This window comes from Actinomycetospora sp. CA-053990 (assembly GCF_050948445.1).
Classification (GTDB): domain Bacteria; phylum Actinomycetota; class Actinomycetes; order Mycobacteriales; family Pseudonocardiaceae; genus Actinomycetospora; species Actinomycetospora callitridis.
Genome location: NZ_CP192043.1, coordinates 4,756,925 through 4,773,815 on the forward strand (window position 1 = coordinate 4,756,925; position 16,891 = coordinate 4,773,815).

The 16,891-nt window shown below is 73.5% G+C and carries 14 protein-coding genes; 6 read left to right on the plus strand and 8 right to left on the minus strand.

Annotation, left to right across the window (positions count from 1 at the left end; genetic code table 11):
- Positions 1-88: 88 nt before the first annotated feature.
- Positions 89-973: an SMP-30/gluconolactonase/LRE family protein gene (locus ACQPYN_RS24365; protein WP_433028731.1), complete on the plus strand. Its 885-nt coding sequence runs from the start codon at positions 89-91 to the stop codon at positions 971-973.
- Here the strand turns inward: ACQPYN_RS24365 and ACQPYN_RS24370 are convergent.
- From ACQPYN_RS24370 to ACQPYN_RS24380, 3 genes are read right to left on the minus strand one after another with little or no spacing between them, the layout of a single operon-like run.
- Entirely contained in the window at positions 948-2,606 is a 1,659-nt protein-coding gene (locus ACQPYN_RS24370; RefSeq protein WP_433028733.1) for an acyl-CoA dehydrogenase family protein, read from the minus strand. The genes ACQPYN_RS24365 and ACQPYN_RS24370 overlap by 26 nt on opposite strands.
- A 56-nt stretch (positions 2,607-2,662) precedes the next feature.
- Positions 2,663-3,649 (minus strand): alpha/beta fold hydrolase, encoded by a 987-nt coding sequence (locus tag ACQPYN_RS24375; protein WP_433028735.1) that lies wholly within the window; start codon positions 3,647-3,649, stop codon positions 2,663-2,665.
- Positions 3,650-3,695: 46 nt separating this feature from the next.
- A complete protein-coding gene (locus ACQPYN_RS24380; protein ID WP_433028737.1) occupies positions 3,696-5,963 on the minus strand; it encodes an HNH endonuclease signature motif containing protein in 2,268 nt (755 codons plus the stop codon).
- Positions 5,964-6,315: 352 nt separating this feature from the next.
- Here ACQPYN_RS24380 and ACQPYN_RS24385 point away from each other — a divergent pair, with 352 nt between their 5' ends.
- Positions 6,316-7,185, plus strand: coding sequence for an alpha/beta hydrolase (locus ACQPYN_RS24385; RefSeq protein WP_433028739.1), 870 nt, complete (start codon positions 6,316-6,318; stop codon positions 7,183-7,185).
- Between the two features lie 114 nt (positions 7,186-7,299).
- Complete coding sequence (locus tag ACQPYN_RS24390) at positions 7,300-8,016, plus strand: helix-turn-helix domain-containing protein (RefSeq protein WP_433028741.1); 717 nt, start codon at positions 7,300-7,302, stop codon at positions 8,014-8,016.
- Here ACQPYN_RS24390 and ACQPYN_RS24395 read toward each other — a convergent pair.
- Together ACQPYN_RS24395 and ACQPYN_RS24400 are read right to left on the minus strand one after the other, a co-directional pair.
- Positions 7,964-8,926: a helix-turn-helix domain-containing protein gene (locus tag ACQPYN_RS24395; RefSeq protein WP_433028743.1), complete on the minus strand. Its 963-nt coding sequence runs from the start codon at positions 8,924-8,926 to the stop codon at positions 7,964-7,966. The two genes, ACQPYN_RS24390 and ACQPYN_RS24395, sit on opposite strands and share 53 nt — an antisense overlap.
- A 117-nt stretch (positions 8,927-9,043) precedes the next feature.
- Positions 9,044-9,496, minus strand: a complete 453-nt coding sequence (locus ACQPYN_RS24400; RefSeq protein WP_433028745.1) for a VOC family protein — start codon at positions 9,494-9,496, stop codon at positions 9,044-9,046.
- A 68-nt stretch (positions 9,497-9,564) separates the two neighbouring features.
- Here ACQPYN_RS24400 and ACQPYN_RS24405 point away from each other — a divergent pair, with 68 nt between their 5' ends.
- The gene (locus tag ACQPYN_RS24405; protein ID WP_433028747.1) at positions 9,565-10,317 is read left to right on the plus strand and encodes a TetR family transcriptional regulator; all 753 of its coding nucleotides are present in this window, start codon (positions 9,565-9,567) and stop codon (positions 10,315-10,317) included.
- Positions 10,318-10,373: 56 nt separating this feature from the next.
- Entirely contained in the window at positions 10,374-11,675 is a 1,302-nt protein-coding gene (locus ACQPYN_RS24410) for a PP2C family protein-serine/threonine phosphatase (RefSeq protein WP_433028749.1), read from the plus strand.
- A gap of 1 nt (position 11,676) precedes the next feature.
- On the opposite strand, the gene ACQPYN_RS24415 is transcribed toward ACQPYN_RS24410, so the two are convergent.
- A complete protein-coding gene (locus ACQPYN_RS24415) occupies positions 11,677-12,102 on the minus strand; it encodes an ATP-binding protein (RefSeq protein ID WP_433028751.1) in 426 nt (141 codons plus the stop codon).
- 227 nt (positions 12,103-12,329) lie between these two features.
- On the opposite strand from ACQPYN_RS24415, the gene ACQPYN_RS24420 reads away from it, so the two are divergent.
- Complete coding sequence (locus ACQPYN_RS24420) at positions 12,330-14,693, plus strand: arylsulfatase (protein ID WP_433028753.1); 2,364 nt, start codon at positions 12,330-12,332, stop codon at positions 14,691-14,693.
- A gap of 4 nt (positions 14,694-14,697) precedes the next feature.
- On the opposite strand, the gene ACQPYN_RS24425 is transcribed toward ACQPYN_RS24420, so the two are convergent.
- Positions 14,698-15,549: a formylglycine-generating enzyme family protein gene (locus ACQPYN_RS24425; protein ID WP_433028755.1), complete on the minus strand. Its 852-nt coding sequence runs from the start codon at positions 15,547-15,549 to the stop codon at positions 14,698-14,700.
- 22 nt (positions 15,550-15,571) lie between these two features.
- Positions 15,572-16,831: an MFS transporter gene (locus ACQPYN_RS24430; protein ID WP_433028757.1), complete on the minus strand. Its 1,260-nt coding sequence runs from the start codon at positions 16,829-16,831 to the stop codon at positions 15,572-15,574.
- Positions 16,832-16,891 lie beyond the last annotated feature (60 nt).

Consider the following 16,891-nt stretch of genomic DNA (forward strand, 5'->3'; position numbering starts at 1 on the left):
CGTCCAGCTCACCGTGCGGTCGGGAACGGCTCGATCGATCGGTACCGTCCGATCTGTCGATCCCGCCCGGGTCCGTTCGTGGGGAGACATGAGCATCGACATCGAGTACCTGCCACCCGCCCGCACGCTGCTGACCGGCCTGGCGATGGTGGAGTCCGCCCGCTGGCACGACGGGCGGCTCTGGTTCGCGCACTGGGGCGTGGGCGAGGTCGTGGCCGTCGACCTCGACGGCCACGCCGAGGTGATGGCTCCCGGTCCGGCCTCCATGGGCTGGTCGATCGACTGGCTGCCCGACGGCCGCCTGGTCACCACCGGCGAGTCGGTCACCCTGCGCGAGCCGGGCGGCCCGGCGGCGACGCTGCGCGACCACGGCGCCAACGAGGTCGTCGTCGACCCGCGCGGCCACGTCTACGTCAACGGCGCCGACTTCGACTTCGCCGGCGGCGCGGCCCCGGAGCCCGGCTGGATCGACCTCCTCGCGCCGGACGGGTCGTCCCGACGGGTCGCCGAGGACATCCAGTTCCCCAACGGCATGGTCGTGACCCCGGACGGCGGCACGCTCGTGGTCTCCGAGTCGTTCGCGGGCCGGCTGTCGGCGTTCGACATCGGCGACGACGGCAGCCTCACCGGCCGCCGCGTGTGGGCCGACGGGCTCGGTCCCGACGGCATCACCGTCGACGCCGAGGGGGCGGTCTGGGCCCAGACCGCCGACACCTTCGCCCACTCCCAGCAGCCGGACGCCCCCGGCGGGGCCTGCGTCCGCGTGCTCGACGGCGGGGAGATCACCCACCGGATCGACACCGAGCTTCCCTGCTTCTCGTGCGTCCTCGGCGGCCCGGAGGGCCGGCACCTGTTCCTGCTCTGCAACGAGTTCGAAGGTATCGACAAGCTCGCCGAGGTCCAGGCCCGGCGGTCGTCCCGCATCCTCGTCACCGAGGTGCCGGCGATCAGCCCAGGCGGGCGTGATCGATGATCGCCTCGAAGTCGACGCCGCGCAGCGTCCCGTAGCCCGGGCCCCAGCCGGTGCCGAGCCGTGAGGTGACGAACGCGTCGGCGACGGCGGTGGGCGCGTGCTCGACGAGCAGCGCGGCCTGCGCCGCGAGCGCGAGCCGCGTGACCAGGTAGCGCGTGGTGTCCTCGGGCTCGTTCACCAGCTCCTCGATGTCGGCGAGGGCACCGGCGAGCAGCGGGTGCTCGGCCGCGGCGGGCCGGATGTCGTCGAGCACCGGCTCGAGGGCCTTCGGCTCGCGGGCCAGGACGCGCCCGACGTCCATGACCATCATGTTCGAGGTGCCCTCCCAGATCGCGTTGAGCGGCGCCTCGCGGTAATAGCGCGGCAGCGGGTGCTCCTCGATGTAGGCGTTGCCGCCGATGGACTGGATGACCTCCTCGGTGACCCCGGAGACCCGCCGGCAGTTCCAGAACTTGGCGACGGGTGTGAGCAGGCGACTCACGAGCTGCTCGGACACCTGATCATGGGAGTCCTGGTGGTCCTCGGCGCGCGCCACGCGGAACCCGAGGTGCGCCGCCCCCGCCCACTCCAGGGCCAGGTCGGCGAGCACCGGGGCCTGGATCGGCAGCTGCGAGAGCGGGGCGCCGAAGGCGGTGCGGTGGTCGTTGAAGTGCAGGGCCTGCGAGAGCGCCGCGCGCATCAGGCCCGCGGAGCCGATCGCGAAGTCCAGCCGGGTGTACTCGGCCGAGGACAGGATCGTCCGCACGCCCTTGCCCTCCTCGCCGACCAGGATGGCCTCGGCGTCGTGGTACTCGATCTCCGAGGAGGCGTTGGCGCGGTTGCCGAGCTTGTCCTTGAGCCGGTTGACCCGGATGCCGTTGAGGCTCCCGTCGGCGCGCCGCCGCGGGATGAGCAGGCACGACACCCCGCCCTCGGTCTGCGCGACGGTCAGGTAGCAGTCGGCCATCGGGACCGAGGCGAACCACTTGTGCCCGTTGACCAGGTAGGTCTCCCCCGTCCCGCGCCGGCCGACCGGGCGGGCGACGGTGACGTTGGCCCGCAGGTCGGAGCCGCCGTGCTTCTCGGTCATGAAGTAGCCGATGGTGGCCGCGGACTTCGCGGTGACCGGCACGTCCGCGGGGTCGTAGCCCTCGACGACCACCTTCTCCGCCCACGGCGCGAGCTCGGGCCTGCTGCGCAGGATCGGGATGGACGCGTAGGCCATGCCCGTCGGGCAGGCGGTGGAGCCGTCGACCTGGTTCCAGAGGTACGACAGCACCGCCCGCGCCGAGTGCGCCCCCGGCTCGCCGGCGGTCCACGCCAGCGAGTGCACCCCGGAGCCGAACGCCAGGGACATCAGGTCGTGGTAGCTCGGGTGGAAGTCGACGTCGAAGACCTCGCGGCCCAGCCGGTCCAGCGGGCGCAGCTCCGGGGTGTGGCGCTGGGCCTTGCGCGCGGTCTCGAGCACCTCCGGGTCCCAGACGCGCGACCCGAGGGTGGAGGCGCGCTCGCGGGCCCACGGCGCGTACCGCTCGACGACCCCGGACGCGATCGCGTCGCCGGCGAAGGCGTCGACCCCGTGGAGATCCGGGATCAGGTTGTCGTCGGGGATCGGGCGCGGACGGGAGAACGGGGTCTCGTCGACGAGGGTCACGGGGCCATCTGAACCGCGACTCATCACCCTCGTCAATCGCCGGCTCAGCGCGGGTCTCAGCGCCGGTCGAGCCCGTCGAGCAACGGCGTCAGCGCCGCGGCGAAGCGGTCCGGTTCGCCGAGCAGGGCCAGGTGGCGGGCGCCGGGGAGCCCGGCGATCAGGGAGGTGCGCAGGCGCGCGGCGGTGGCCTGCGCCTGCTCCCGGGTGAAGCTGCCGTCCTCGCTCGTATAGAGGATCGCGGTGGGGACGGCGACCGTCGTCTCCTGCGCGTCGGTGAGGCCGATGAGCGGCTGTCGCAGGATGCTCGTCAGCGCGTCGACGGCCCCCGGGAGCAGGAACGGAGCGCGCCACCGGTCGACCGCCGCGTCGTCGACCGGGCACCCGGGCCCGCACTGCGCGGCGACGATCGAGCGGATCGGGGCGCGGTGCCGCATCGCCGCGGTGACGATCGCGGGCGCGACCGGGTCGACGAGCACCCAGCGGGCCCCGCCGCCCGAGCTCGTGCGGTCGGCCCCGAAGTACGGGGTGCCGTCCCCGTTGGCCGCGACGACGCCGGTGACGCTCTCCGGCGCGCGCAGCGCCAGCGACAGGGCGATCGCGACGCCCGACGAGTGCCCGACGACGATCGGGCGCTCGAGCCCGAGTGCCGCGACGAGGCCGCCGAGCTGGTCGGTGTCGGACGCGAGGTCGTAGGGCGGGACGCGATCGGTGAACCCGTAGCCGCGCACGTCGTAGGCGTAGACGTCCCGGTTCGCGGCGAGCAGCGGCGCGACCCGCGACCAGACGTAGGTCGACTCCGCGAAGCCCGGCACCAGCACCAGCGGCGCCTTGCCGGACGGTCGCACCGCGGGCCAGTGCTCGACGTGCGTTCGGACCCCGGCGGCGTCGACGTCGAACCCCGGCGGCGCGACGTCGAGCTGCTCCGGGCTCAGGCGGTCCCAGCCCAGGTAGGCCCCGGAGACGGCGAAGACCAGCACGACGAGCACCAGGAGGGTCAGGCCGACCCGCCGCGCCCACGTCCACACCCGACGGCGTCCGCGCACGGCGTCACTGTGCTCGCTCGCCGGTGCCGTCGCCGTGCGGCCCACCTCAGAAGGGTGGGGGGGGGTCGATGAGGGCCTGCCCGCGGCGGTGTGCCGTGTCTGTCGTCGACCCGGCTGTCTCCGGTGGAGGCGAGGGTGCGAGGTCGTCGGGGTGGCCGTCGTCGTCGTCCTCGTCGTCTGGGGGGTCGAAGGCTTCGTGGGCGGGCAGCGGCCGGGGCTCGTCGCCGGGCTGGGGCGCGGGGAGCGGTTCGGTGATGCGGGGTGGTTCGACGACGTGGTGGGCGCCGGCGCGGGTGGTGATGTGGAACCGGCCCGGGGAGGGTTGGGTGACCCGCCAGCCGCCTTCGTGTTTGGTGCGGTGGTGGTGGCGGCACCAGACCCCGCAGTTCCAGGACAGGCTCGGGCCGCCGAGGGCGTGGTCGAGGGTGTGGTCGAGGTCGCTGGCGTAGGCGGGGCGCCGGCAGCCCGGGGCCACGCAGTGGCGATCCCGGACCCGGACCCACCGGTCGACCTCGGCGCCGGGGCGTCGCCGCCGCGCCTGCGCCGGGGTCGCGGCGCGGTCGGGTGGACTGCCGGGCGGGCTGCCGGGTGGCTGGTCGGGTGGCTTGCCTGCGGCGAGTCGGCGTTGGAGTTCGTGCAGCATCGGGGCCCAAGCGCCGTGGTCGTCGGGGGTGAGGGCGGCCAGCAGCGTTGCCGGAGCTTGGAGCTCGACAATGGCGTTGCGGCTTGTCCCCCGCCGGTCTTCGGGCCGGTGGGGGCCGGCTGGTCGATCGACCGTTCGTGGGCGGCGGCGTGGGAGCAGGACCTGCCGCAGGCGGCCGTCGTCGTTGGTGATCACCATCCGCCACTCGCTGTGGCGGTGGCGTTCGAGCAGGTCGCGGGCGGTGCCGGCGAGGACCGTGCCCCATCCCGGGACTTGGGCCGGCATGTCGTCGAGTCCCAGGGCGGTCGAGAGCCGCAGCCGGACCTCCACGATCCCTTCCCGCACCACACCCGCCCGCGGGTCCGGGCCTGTGATCAGCTCGCCGCCCCCGGCGTCGTCACCACCGCGGCCTCCGTGGCCGGGTCCCTGGTCGGCTGCGGCTGCGGCAGGGTCGTCGCCCGCGACACGCCCGCCGGGCGCATCGCCCGGGGGCGCATCGGCGGCGGCCCCACGCTCATCGGAGCCGCTGTCGCTGGGACTGGCGCCGCCTCCGTCGGGGTCACCGTCATCGGGGCCACCACCGTCGTCACCTGGCCCGTCGTCGCCATCGGGGCCGCCGTCGCGATCGGGCCCACCGTCGCTGGGGCCACCGTCATCGGGCCCGCCGTCGTCGGGGCCACCACCGTCATCAGTGTCACCGTCATCGGGACCATCACCGTCACCGGGGCCACCGAGGTCGCCGTCACCAACGGGGTCACCGGCGTCATCGGGGCCACCGTCATCGGGGCCACCGTCGCCACCCGGGCCACCGTCGCCTCCCACGGGAGCGGGGGCGTCGGTGTCATCGGTGGGCTCGGCGCCGAGCTCGGCGATCAGCAGGGGCACCAGCTGGGCGTCGGTCAACCCCGCCGCGAAGCCATCCAGCAGCCGCTCGAACACCCGCCCCCGCAGCCACGCCATCCGCCGCGTCACACCACCGCGGCGCACCGCCACCGCCAGCGCATCCACCCGCGCCATGATCGCCACACCACTGGTCATCGGCAGATCACACCCCGACACGTTCGCCGTGCCCGACGGATTCCGCGACGCGACCACCCGCAGCCGTTTCTCCGCCGCCCGCTCCCGGCGCGCCGCCCACGCCGGATCCAGCGCCCCCGCCACCTCCTGCAACCGCGCGATCAACGCCCCCACCGGCAACCCCGGCGCCTCTGGCAACAACACCTCGCACACCTGGTGGGCGTGGTCGTCGGCCAGGTCACGGGTCCACTCCGAGAACACCCGGGCCTTGGGCTCGTCGAGCTCCCCCGACGCCATCGCCGCGTGCACCTCCACCAGACGACGGTGCAGATCGTCGGCGAACTCCAGACACCGCCCCGCCATCGACAGCGACCACCCCAACGCCGTCGACACCTCATCACCGGAGAACTCGTCCACCACCCCCCGACGGGTCGTCGTGCCGTCCTCCGCGCGCCCGGCCTCGTGCACCGCAGTCAGGAACCGCGCCGCCGCCCGATTCCGCGCCCGCGCACACCCACGCAGATATGCGATCGACTCCGCGCCCTCCAAGCACGTCGGATCGACCCCCTCCACCGCATCCACCAGCACCGATCCCGGCGCACGACCCTCCCACCCGGCCACACCACCGGGCACCGGATCGAGGTCGATGCTCACAACACGAACGCTAGACGCGACCCCCGACAACGATGTCGATCATGATCGGCCCACCCCTCACGGCGGCCCCAGAGCCACCAGCGTCGCGAGGCCGGGTCGAGTTCGTCGGTCAGGGCGTCGACGCGTCGCTGGGCCTCGCCGCCGACGTCGGTGATGCGGGATCGGAGTCGCCGCGCCCGCGCCGCCGCAGAGCGGCCACGACCGCGGCCGACGCGTCGGCGCAGAGAGCACACCCCCGACCCCGCACGCACAGCCCACCGCTCTGCACAGACAGGACATTCCGCCCGGACTCCCGCTGCCAGGTTGGGACGACCTGCTCGTCCTCGCGACGGCCTGAGAAAGGGACCCTGTCATGACCCACGCCGCCCGCCCGGCCCCCGACACCATCGTCCTCGTCCACGGCTTCTGGGTGACCCCGCGCTCCTGGGAGCAGTGGATCGCCCACTACGAAGCCAAGGGCTATCGGGTGATCGCCCCGGGCTATCCCGGCTTCGACGTCGAGGTCGAAGCCCTCAACGCCGATCCCTCGCCGGTCGAGGCGCTCACCGTCCCCGCGATCGTCGAGCACTTCGAGTCGGTCCTGCGCGGGCTGGAGAGCCCGCCGATCATCATCGGGCACTCGGCGGGCGGGGCGTTCACCCAGATCCTGCTCGACCACGGGTTCGGCGCCGCCGGCGTCGCGCTGAACTCGGCGCCCACCGAGGGCGTCCCGATCATCCCGCTCACCCAGGCCAGGGCCACGTTCCCGGTGCTCAAGAACCCGGCCAACCGGCACCGGGCGATCCGCTACGACTTCGAGCACTGGAACTACGCCTTCACCAACACCTTCCCCGAAGCCGAGGCCCGGGCGCTCTACGAGCGCTACGCCGTGCCGGTATCCGGCGGCATCCTCTTCGAGAGCGCCCTGGCGAACCTGGCCCCGGGGCACAGCGGGACCTGGGTGAACTACCACAACGAGGACCGGGCGCCGCTGCTGTTCGTCGCCGGCAGCGAGGACAACATCATGCCGCCGAGGATCCAGTGGTCGAACGCCCGGCACTACAAGGGCGAGAAGACGATCACCGAGGTGGTCGAGTTCGGCAGCAAGCCCCACCTCCTGCCCGCCGCTCCCGGCTGGGAGGAGATCGCCGACTACGTCCTGGCCTGGGCCCTGCGCCACGCCACGACCCCGCCCGCGATCGTGCCCGCGCCGGCGGCACCGGCGGAACCGATGGCGGTCTGACCTCCTCGATCACCACGACGCGTACACGCTGGTGTGCACGTCGTGGTGGTCGTTGACCCCGCGGTCCCGGGGACCGACGCTGAACGGGACGAACCACGACATCGGGGAGCACCCGTGCTCGTTCCCGAGCGGGCGACAAACGCCCCGGAGATCGCGCTGGTCCTGCCCACCGGCGACCCGGCGTCGTGCGCCCTCGTCCTCGTCGACCCGTCTGCGCCGGCCGTCGACAGCCGCCCCGGGGACGCCCTCCACCTCGACCTCGACGCGCTCGGCCTGCCCCTGGAGGTCGTCCGAGCGGCGGCCCCCGAGCTGCGGTCCAGCCCGCTCTACCCCCTCGTCCGGGACCACGTCGTCCGCGTGACCGCCCACGCACGGACGCTCTCCGACAGCGCCGCCGCCGACCTCGGCCGCGCCTCGGTGCGGCTGGTGCGCGCCCTCGTCCTCTCCGCCGTCGAGCAGGCCCGGGCGCTCGACGCGGCGGCGCCGGCGTCGACCGCGGACCGGGTCGACGCCTACGTGCGCACCCACCTCCGCGACCCCGACCTCGCCCCCGCGGAGATCGCGGCGGAGAACGGCATCTCGGTCCGCGCGCTCTACAGGGTCTTCGAGGATCGCGGCGTCGGCCCCGAGCGGTCGATCATCGAACGACGGCTCGAGGGCGCCCGGACCGACCTCGCGGCCCCCGGCCGTCGCCACCACTCGATCGCCACCGTGGCCTGCACCTGGGGCTTCGACAACCCGAGCTTCTTCTCACGGCGCTTCCGGGAGGCGTTCGGGGTCACGCCCCGGCAGTGGCGGGACGGGACCGGCGCACCCACTCCGACGGCGTGAGCCCGTAGGCGCTGCGGAACCGCCGGCCGAAGTGGCCGGCGTCGACGAACCCCCACCGGCGCGCCACCGCGAAGATCGTGACGTCGAGTGGCAGGAACGTCAGCTCCCGGCGCACGCGTTCCAGCCGCTCGCGCAGGATCCAGGCGGCGAGGGTCTCCTCCTGGTCGCCCCACACGGTGTAGAGCGTGCGGAGCGAGACGTGGTGCGCCGCCGCGACGCGCGCCGGCGTGAGGTCGCGATCGGCCAGGTGGGCCCGGACGTGGGCGACCACCCGCGTGCGCAGCGTCTCCCCCAGGACCTCCCGTTCCCGGTGCCCGACGGCGGAGACGACCAGGGCCCGCGTGAGGGCGGCCGTCGCCGTACCCAGGTCCGCGGCCACGACGGGGCTCGCCGCGAGCTCGTCGATCGCACCCGACATGTGCACGAGATGCGCCCGGACCAGTGGCAGCAGCTCGCTGCGGGCCAGTCGGGGGACGGCGGCCCGCACGACGTCGACGCCCAGGCCGAGGTCGTCGTGGGAGATGTGCGCGACGATCGAGCTCATGCGCGCCCCGGCGTGGGAGAACGCGTACGGGCTGGTGAAGTCGACGAGCACCACGCCGTCGCGGCCCAGCCGCTGGTCGGTGCCGTGCGCCGAGTACGTGCACCCGCTGCGCGCCAGCGCGATCCCGACGAGCTCGGGGGCGTCGCGGCGCACGTCGCGCGCCGTGCGGGTGAGCGTCAACGCCGTGCCCACGGTGCGCAGGACGCCGGTGGCGCCGAGCTGCCAGGCGTCGGCGCGGACGTCCACGGACTCGGCCGGGGCCTTCATCTCCACCCGGCGGCGGACGCCGCTGCGGGCGATCACCTCCTGCACCAGCTCGGCCCGATCGCCCGGTGGGTGGGCGGTGGACTCCAGGACGAGGGTCATGCCCGCTCCCTCCCGAGAGGCACACGCCCTTGTGACGCCCAGTCACCGACGACTCGTTCCAACAGGTGAGCATAGGGACGATCCGGGCAGGTCGGAAGCACCGACGGTGACCTCGGGTCAGGCGACGGGGTGCGACCCGTCGTCGGCCTTCGGCACGAGCACCTCGCCCTCGAGCCCGTCGGGATCGCGGAAGAACATGCTGAAGGCGCCGCCGAAGTCGTTGACCGTGCCGTCGGAGGCACCCCGGGCGATCAGCCGCTCACGGATGGTCGCGAACGCCGGGTAGGACGCGGCGTGCAGCCCGAAGTGGTCCAGGCGGCCGCGGTGCCACATGGGCGTCTGCCGGTCGGCCTCGTCGCTGCTCGGCACGGTGAAGACGTTGAGCTCGGTGTGCGGCCCGATCCGCATCACCGTCATGGTCTCCTCGCCCTCCTGGCCGTGCGTCCGGGTCGGCCCGATCTCGGCGTCGAACACCGCCGCGTAGAACTCCCCGAGCCGCGCCGGGTCGTGGGTCAGGCACGCGATGTGGTCCACCCCGCGAAGAAGCACGTCGATCATCCCTTTCGTCACCGATCGTCCCCGGAGCAGGGCGTCGCGGCGGCTGGTGCGGAGCCGCGCCGACCTGCCAGCATCCTCTCGTGGAGTCCACGCAGCCGTGGTTCACGCTCCCGATCCCCCGCTGGTCGGACCGAACCGCCACGGCGGGCCTCCAGGCCAGGGCGGGGACCACGCGGCACGAGCTCATCCTGGCGGCCGCCCGCCGCTTCGCGTCCCAGGGTTACCACGCGACGTCGCTGGTCCAGGTGGTCGAGGACTGCGGCCGCACCAAGGGCGCGCTGTTCTTCCACTTCGGCTCCAAGAGCGCCCTCGGCTGGGCGGTCGTGGACGAGGTGCACGCCTCGTGGGCGGACCTCGCCGGGCGCATCGCGGCCCGGCGCCTCGATCCCCTGCAGACCCTGCTCGTCGTGTACGACGCGCAGATCGGCCGCCTCATGCACGACCCGGTCGTCCAGGGCGGGGTGCGCGTGATGCGCGAGGACCCGGGCATGCAGGCCGACCGGCACAAGTGGGTGGAGGGCTGGCGCGCCGAGAGCGAGGTCCTGCTCGCGCGGGCCCGTGCCGACGGGCTGCTCACCGCCGACACCGACCCTGCCGCGGTCAGCACCATGCTGCTCAGCACCGTCGTCGGGCACCACTACCTCGCCGAGGCCCAGCCCGACGGCCCCAGCACCTGGGAGCGCATGACCACGACGTGGATCGGGCTCCTCCCGACCATCGCGGCGCACCCCTGGGTCGCGCGCTGGTCGGGCTCGGGCTGGGCGCAGCGGCCCACGCCGACGGCCGAGCCCTACGAGCGGGCACGGAGGGAGGGTGTGTCCGACCGGGTGTGACCCCGAAGGCCGTGACCCCGACGGGCGACCGGGCGGAGCGCCGTAGGGTCCTCGACGTGACGAGCCGAGCGACGTGGGGCGATGTCTTCACGACGCTGACCGATCGGTCCCACCTCGTCGTCGGCGAGGGCCTGTCGGCCATGCTCGACGAGGCCGTCCGGCCCCTCGGGCTCCACGCCGATGTGCTGCTGATCGACCTCGGCCAGCGGGTGCTCACCTCGGTGCGGGTGGACCCCCCGCCGCCGCAGTCGGTGGAGGGGACCCTCGCCGGACGCGCGTACCAGTACGGCGAGTTCGTCGCCGGCTTCGGCGACGACGGCCGCCGGATGCTGTGGGTGCCGATGCTCGACGGCACGGAGCGCGCCGGGGTGGTGAGCCTGGAGCTCGGTCCCGAGGTGGTCGACGACCTCGAGTTCCGCCGCCGGTGCTGGACCCTGTCCGGGCTGATGGGGCACATCGCGATCGCCAAGCTGCCCTACAGCGACCGCATCCGCCGGCTCCGCGCCCCCCGACCGCTGACGGTGGCCGCCGAGCTCCTCTGGCAGCTGGTCCCACCGCGCACCTTCGCCACCGACAACGTCTGCGTCACGGCGCTGCTCGAGCCCTACGACCGCGTCGCGGGCGACGGCTACGACTACGTCGTGGACCTCGACACCGCCTACGTCGCGGTGTTCGACGGCGTCGGGCACGACCTCGCCGCGGGCAGCGCGACCGCCCTGGCCGTCAGCGCGATCCGCAACGCCCGCCGCCGGGGCGTCACCGACCTCGCGGCACTGGCCCTCGAGGCCGACGTCCAGATGCAGGCGGCCGGGGTGCTCCCGCGGTTCGTCACGGCGATCCTGGCCCGGCTGGACCTGCGCACCGGCGAGCTGCGCTACCTCGTCGCCGGGCACCCCCACCCCCTGCTGCTGCGTCACGGGCACCTCGTCGACGCGTTCGGGGCGACCCCGCGACCACCGCTGGGGGTCGGCGAGCACGCCGCCCCGGTGGAGGAGGCCGTGGAGTGGCTCGAGCCCGGCGACCGCGTGGTCTTCTACTCCGACGGCATCACCGAGGCGCGCGGCGCCGACGGACGGTTCTTCGGCGAGCGCCGGCTGGTCGACCTCAGCGAGCGCGCGGAGCTCGACGAGGTCTCGGCGCCCGAGACCCTGAGGAGGCTCGCCGCCGCGGTCCTCGACCACCAGGGCGGGTTGCTGCAGGACGACGCCACCCTGCTGATGGTGGACTGGTCGGTCACGGCGCACGAGCGCCTGCTGCCCTCGGTCGCCCGGGAGGTCACGGCGTCGACCCCGCCGTCGCAACGACCGGAGAAGGTCCGGTCCAGCGCGGTCGGGGGCTTCCGCTCCCCCACGGCGTGAGTCAGAGGTAGCGGGTCAGGGCGAGGCTGGTGCCCCCCGGACCGGCCTCGATGGCGACGTCGTCGACCAGCTGCCGCATCATGGTGAGACCCCGGCCCCGGTGGCCGGTCTCGGCGCCCTCGAGCTGCCAGGACCCGTCGTCGGCGACGGTGATGACCAGCCGGTCGTCCGCGTGGGACGCGGTGAGCGTCATGGTGCCGGCCACGTCACCACGGGTGTAGGCGTGGTCGCAGCAGTTCTCGAGCGCCTCCGACGTGGCCAGGACCAGGTCCTCGATCAGGTCCGCGTCGAGGTGGTCACCGCCGAGCCACTGCGCGAGACGCCGGCGGAGCAGTCGGACGTGGCTCCCCTGGGCCGACGTACTGACCTGCAGGGTGTCGGGCCAGCAGGCGAGGGCGGCGGTGCCCAATGCGTCCGGGTTCGGCATGGTCCTTCCTGGGTGCCCGATCCACGACGGGCCAACCCACCGATTCCGGGGACGCGTTCTCGAGAATGGCATCCCTCCACGTCCCACCAATTCTCGACGATGGACGGGAATGGTCGAGGTGCGATGCCGGCCGCCATTCCTTGCTGGCGATTCTTGCCTGTGCTAAACCGACCGGGCCGTCCAGCCGCGGGCGGTTCACCATCGACAGAAGGGATCGTGGAGCCGGGATGAGCAGGTTCAACGGTGGCCGTCACGTCCTGCCCGAGCCGGAGCAGCCGGCCGGGGTGGTCACCGCCCTCGGGATCGACGAACAATCCGAACCCTTCGAGCCGGTCCGTCCGACGGCCGCGCCCGAGGGAGCCCCGAATGTCGTGGTCGTGGTCCTCGACGATCTGGGGTTCGGCAGTTCCAGCGCCTTCGGCGGACCTTGCGACATGCCGACGGCCGATCGGCTGGCCGCCGACGGGCTGCGCTACACCCGCTTCCACGTGACCGCGCTGTGCTCGCCGACGCGCCAGGCCCTGATGACCGGCCGCAACCACCACTCGGTCGGCATGGGCGGCACCACCGAGATGGCCACGTCGGCCCCCGGGTACTCCGGCTTCCGCCCGCGCAGCGCGGCGACGATGGCCCGGACCCTGCAGGGCAACGGGTACTCGACGGCCGCGTTCGGCAAGTGGCACCAGACCCCGCCGTCGGAGATCAGCCCGGTCGGACCGTTCGACCGCTGGCCCACCGGCGAGGGCTTCGACCACTTCTACGGCTTCATGGCCTGCGAGATGAACCACTGGTACCCCCTGCTCTACCAGGGCACGACGCCGGTCGAGCCCACGCGGCGACCGGAGGAGGGCTACCACCTCTCCGAGGACCTCGTCGACCACGCCGTCGACTGGGTGCGCACCCAGCGCACCCTGACCCCGGACCGGCCCTTCTTCACCTACCTCGCCTTCGGGGCGTCGCACGCGCCGCTGCACGTCCGCCCGGAGTGGCGGGACCGCTACCGCGGGCGGTTCGACCACGGCTGGGACCGGCAGCGCGAGCTGACGCTGGCCCGGCAGAAGGAGCTCGGGGTGGTCCCGCCGGACGCCGAGCTCGCCCCGTGGGCCGCGGAGGTGCCGCACTGGGACGAGCTCAGCGACGACCAGCGCGCGCTGGGGGCGCGGTTCATGGAGACCTTCGCCGGGTTCACCGAGCACGCCGACGCCCAGCTCGGGCGGTTCGTCGACGAGCTGGACGAGCTCGGCGAGCTCGACAACACGGTGATCGTCTACCTGATCGGCGACAACGGCGCCTCGGGCGAGGGCGGCCTCGAGGGAACGCTCAACGAGCACCGCCTCGGGCACGGCCTCGTCGACGACCCCGCCGAGATGATCGGGCGCATCGACGAGATCGGCGGCGTCACGAGCTACCCGATCGCCCCGGTGGGCTGGGCGCTGGCGCAGAACACCCCCTACCAGTGGACCAAGCAGGTGGCGTCGCACTTCGGCGGTACCCGCGACGGGCTGGTGATCCACTGGCCCCGGGGCATCACCGACGCCGGCGGCCTGCGCCACCAGTTCCACCACGTCATCGACGTGCTCCCGACCGTCCTCGAGTGCGCGGGCGTCCCCGCCCCGATCTCGGTGGACGGGGTCACGCAGAAGCCCATCGAGGGCACGAGCATGCGGTACACGTTCGACGACGCCGCGGCGCCCGACCGCCGCCGGACCCAGTACTTCGAGATGTGCGGCAACCGCGGCATCTACCACGAGGGCTGGACCGCGGTGACCCGTCACGGCGTCCCCTGGGAGATGGTGCCCGAGGCCGGAAAGTCGTTCCGGGACGACGTGTGGGAGCTCTACGACACCACCACCGACTGGAGCCAGGCCCACGACCTCGCCGACCGCCACCCCGAGAAGCTCGCCTCCCTGCGCGAGCTCTTCCTGATCGAGGCGGCGAAGTACCAGGTCTTCCCGCTGGACAACCGCGTCACCGAACGGGAGAACCCGAGGATCGCGGGGCGGCTCGACCTGCTCGGCGACCGCCGCTCGGTGACCTACCACGGGCGCACCCGCCGGCTGATCGAGGAGACGACGCCCAACGTCAAGAACCGCTCCCACACCGTGGTCGCCGACGTCGACACCGACGGAACGCTGACCGACGGGGTGATCGTCGCCCAGGGCGGGCGCTTCGGGGGCTGGGCGCTCTACTGCCTCGGCGGGCGCGCCTGCTACGTCTACAACTACTTCGGCACCACCAGCCACGTCCTGCGCGCCGAGGACCCGATGCCCGCCGGGCGCCACGAGGTCCGGATGGACTTCCGGTACGACGGCGGCGGCCTCGGCCGCGGCGGCACCGTCGTGCTCACCGTGGACGACGTGAAGGTCGCCCACGGCACGGTGGACGCCACCATCCCGTACTACTTCTCGTTCGACGAGACCTTCGACGTCGGCGTCGACCTGGGGACGCCGGTGGGCACCGACTACCCGGTGGTCGGCAACGCGTTCACCGGGACCGTGCACACGGTGCGGATCGAGCTCGGCGACGCCGGCGACGAGGAGGGGACCTCCGAGGACGGGGGGCTCTACCGGCGGGTGATGGCCGCCCAGTAGGAGGTCAGGTGGCGCAGCGGAACCCGAGGTTGCCCGAGCTGGACTCGGGGGTGTTCGACGACCGCGCCGCCACCCGGAACCGGTAGCAGTACGAGTCGTGGCAGAGGTACGAGCCGCCGCGCATCACCCGGCTCACGCCCTCCGCCGGCCCGACCGGGTCGGCGGGGGGCGACACCCGGTAGGTGTCCGGGGAGAACCAGTCGGCGCACCACTCCCAGACGTTGCCCACCATCTGCCAGAGCCCGTGCCCGTTGGGCCGGAAGGTCTTGACGGGGGCGGTCGTCAGGTAGCCGTCCTCCTCGGTGTTGTGGGTGGGGAAGCGGCCCTGCCAGATGTTCAGCGGCCACCGCCCGCGGGGCCGGAGCTCGTCGCCCCAGGGGAAGCGGGCGCCCTCGAGCCCGCCGCGCGCGGCGTACTCCCACTCCGCCTCGGTCGGTAGCCGCTTGCCCGCCCACGCGCAGTAGGCCTGCGCGTCGTCCCAGGACACGTGCACCACCGGGTGGTTCGCGCGGTCGCCCACCGACGAGCCCGGCCCCTCCGGACGCCGCCAGCAGGCGCCGCGCACCCCGAGCCACCACCCGGCGCCGTCGACGCTGGTCAGGACGTCGGCGCGGTCCCCCTGGAAGGCCAGGTGGAACACCGCCGACGACCCCCAGCGCTCCGCGTCGGTGACGTAGGAGGTGTCCTTGACGAACGTCGCGAACGCGGCGTTGGTGACCGCGGTGGCGTCGAGCCCGAAGGGCGCGAGGGTGACCTCGTGCACGGGGTGCTCGCCGTCGTCGACGTAGCCCTCACCGAAGTGGTCGCCCATGGCGAAGCGCCCACCGGGCAGGGCCACCTGCCCCCGCGTGCTCACGCCCCGACACTAGAGGCCGGGACTAGAGGTGGCCGGTGTTGAGCGGCTCGTCGCGACCCCGCAGGGCCAGCCACGTCACCACGGCCATGACGGCGGCGGCGACGCCGAGCACGGCGAGGGCCGGCTGGAGGCCGCCGACGCCGACCCCGATGCCCGCGATGACCAGCGGGGCGAGGAACTCGCCGAGGAACAGCGACCCGGTCCACAACCCGGTACCGCGGCCGCGCTGCTCGAAGGAGAGCCGGTTGACCGCCCAGGTCAGCAGGGTCGGCAGCAGCATGCCGGTGCCGAAGCCGGTGATCACGGCGCCGAGGGTGACGACGACGAGGGAGGTCGTGGCGAAGACGACCACCAGGCCGACGGCGGACAGGCCGAACGCGGTCGGCAGCAGGACCCGGGGCGAGAGCCGGGAGACCCGGCCGAACACGATGGCGCCGGCGGCCGTCGCCAGCGACATGACGGCGCTGATGCCGCCGATCACGGCGGTGGAGACGACCCCGAGGCCGTTGAGGACGAAGGAGAGCTCGACGATCAGGGCGTAGAAGACGGCCCCACCGAACAGCGTCACCAGGCACGGCGCGGCCAGCAGCCGCCACGGCACGCCCGCGAGCCGGGCGCCGGTCCGGGCCTCGGCGGTGGGACGGGCCGGCTGCCAGAGGAAGCGCGCCATGGGGACGACGAGCAGGATCGCGGCGAGGTACAGCCAGAACGGCGTGCGCCAGCCGGCGGCCCCGAGCGCCCCGCCGAGCCCGAGGAACACCGTCGCGGAGAGGGTCGCGACCAGCGTCTGCAGCCCGAGGTAACGGCTGCGCTGCTCGCCCGACCAGTAGTCGCCGATCAGCGTCGTCGCGCAGGTCATGATCGCGGCCTCGCAGACGCCGACCAGGACCCGGCTACCGAGGATCGCGCCGAGCGAGCCGAGGTACAGCGGTGCCGTGCCGAAGATCGTGTAGCCGACCATCGCGACGAGCAGCAGGCGCTTGCGGTCGAAGCGGTCGGCGATCGCGCCCGCGAACGGTGCCATCAGGCCGATGATCAGCGCGGGCACGGTGAGCACGATCGGGACGAGCACCTCGACGCCCGCCACCGCGGCGAACTCGGCCTGGATCTGCGGCAGGACCGGAGCGATGAGGACCGCGCCGAGCACGGACATGCAGCTCGCCGCGAGCAGCAGGATCAGCTGCGCGCGGCCGGCCGGACGGCCCGTGGCGGGGTCGACGACCGCGTCGCCCGCGGTGGCGGCGGCCCCCCGGACGGGCGGCGTGGTGGGACTGGTGGTCATGGGTGGTTGGCTCCTCGGCCCTGAGGTGACACGACCGTTCGTGCTGGTCGGCGGGTTGCG

Bases quoted from the DNA above. Each gene is read 5' to 3' on its own strand.
- ACQPYN_RS24365 (WP_433028731.1), top strand. From the start codon at position 89: ATGAGCATCGACATCGAGTACCTGCCACCCGCCCGCACGCTGCTGACC.
- ACQPYN_RS24385 (WP_433028739.1), top strand. From the start codon at position 6,316: ATGACCCACGCCGCCCGCCCGGCCCCCGACACCATCGTCCTCGTCCAC.
- ACQPYN_RS24395 (WP_433028743.1), bottom strand. From the start codon at position 8,926: ATGACCCTCGTCCTGGAGTCCACCGCCCACCCACCGGGCGATCGGGCC.
- ACQPYN_RS24415 (WP_433028751.1), bottom strand. From the start codon at position 12,102: ATGCCGAACCCGGACGCATTGGGCACCGCCGCCCTCGCCTGCTGGCCC.
- ACQPYN_RS24420 (WP_433028753.1), top strand. From the start codon at position 12,330: ATGAGCAGGTTCAACGGTGGCCGTCACGTCCTGCCCGAGCCGGAGCAG.
- ACQPYN_RS24430 (WP_433028757.1), bottom strand. From the start codon at position 16,831: ATGACCACCAGTCCCACCACGCCGCCCGTCCGGGGGGCCGCCGCCACC.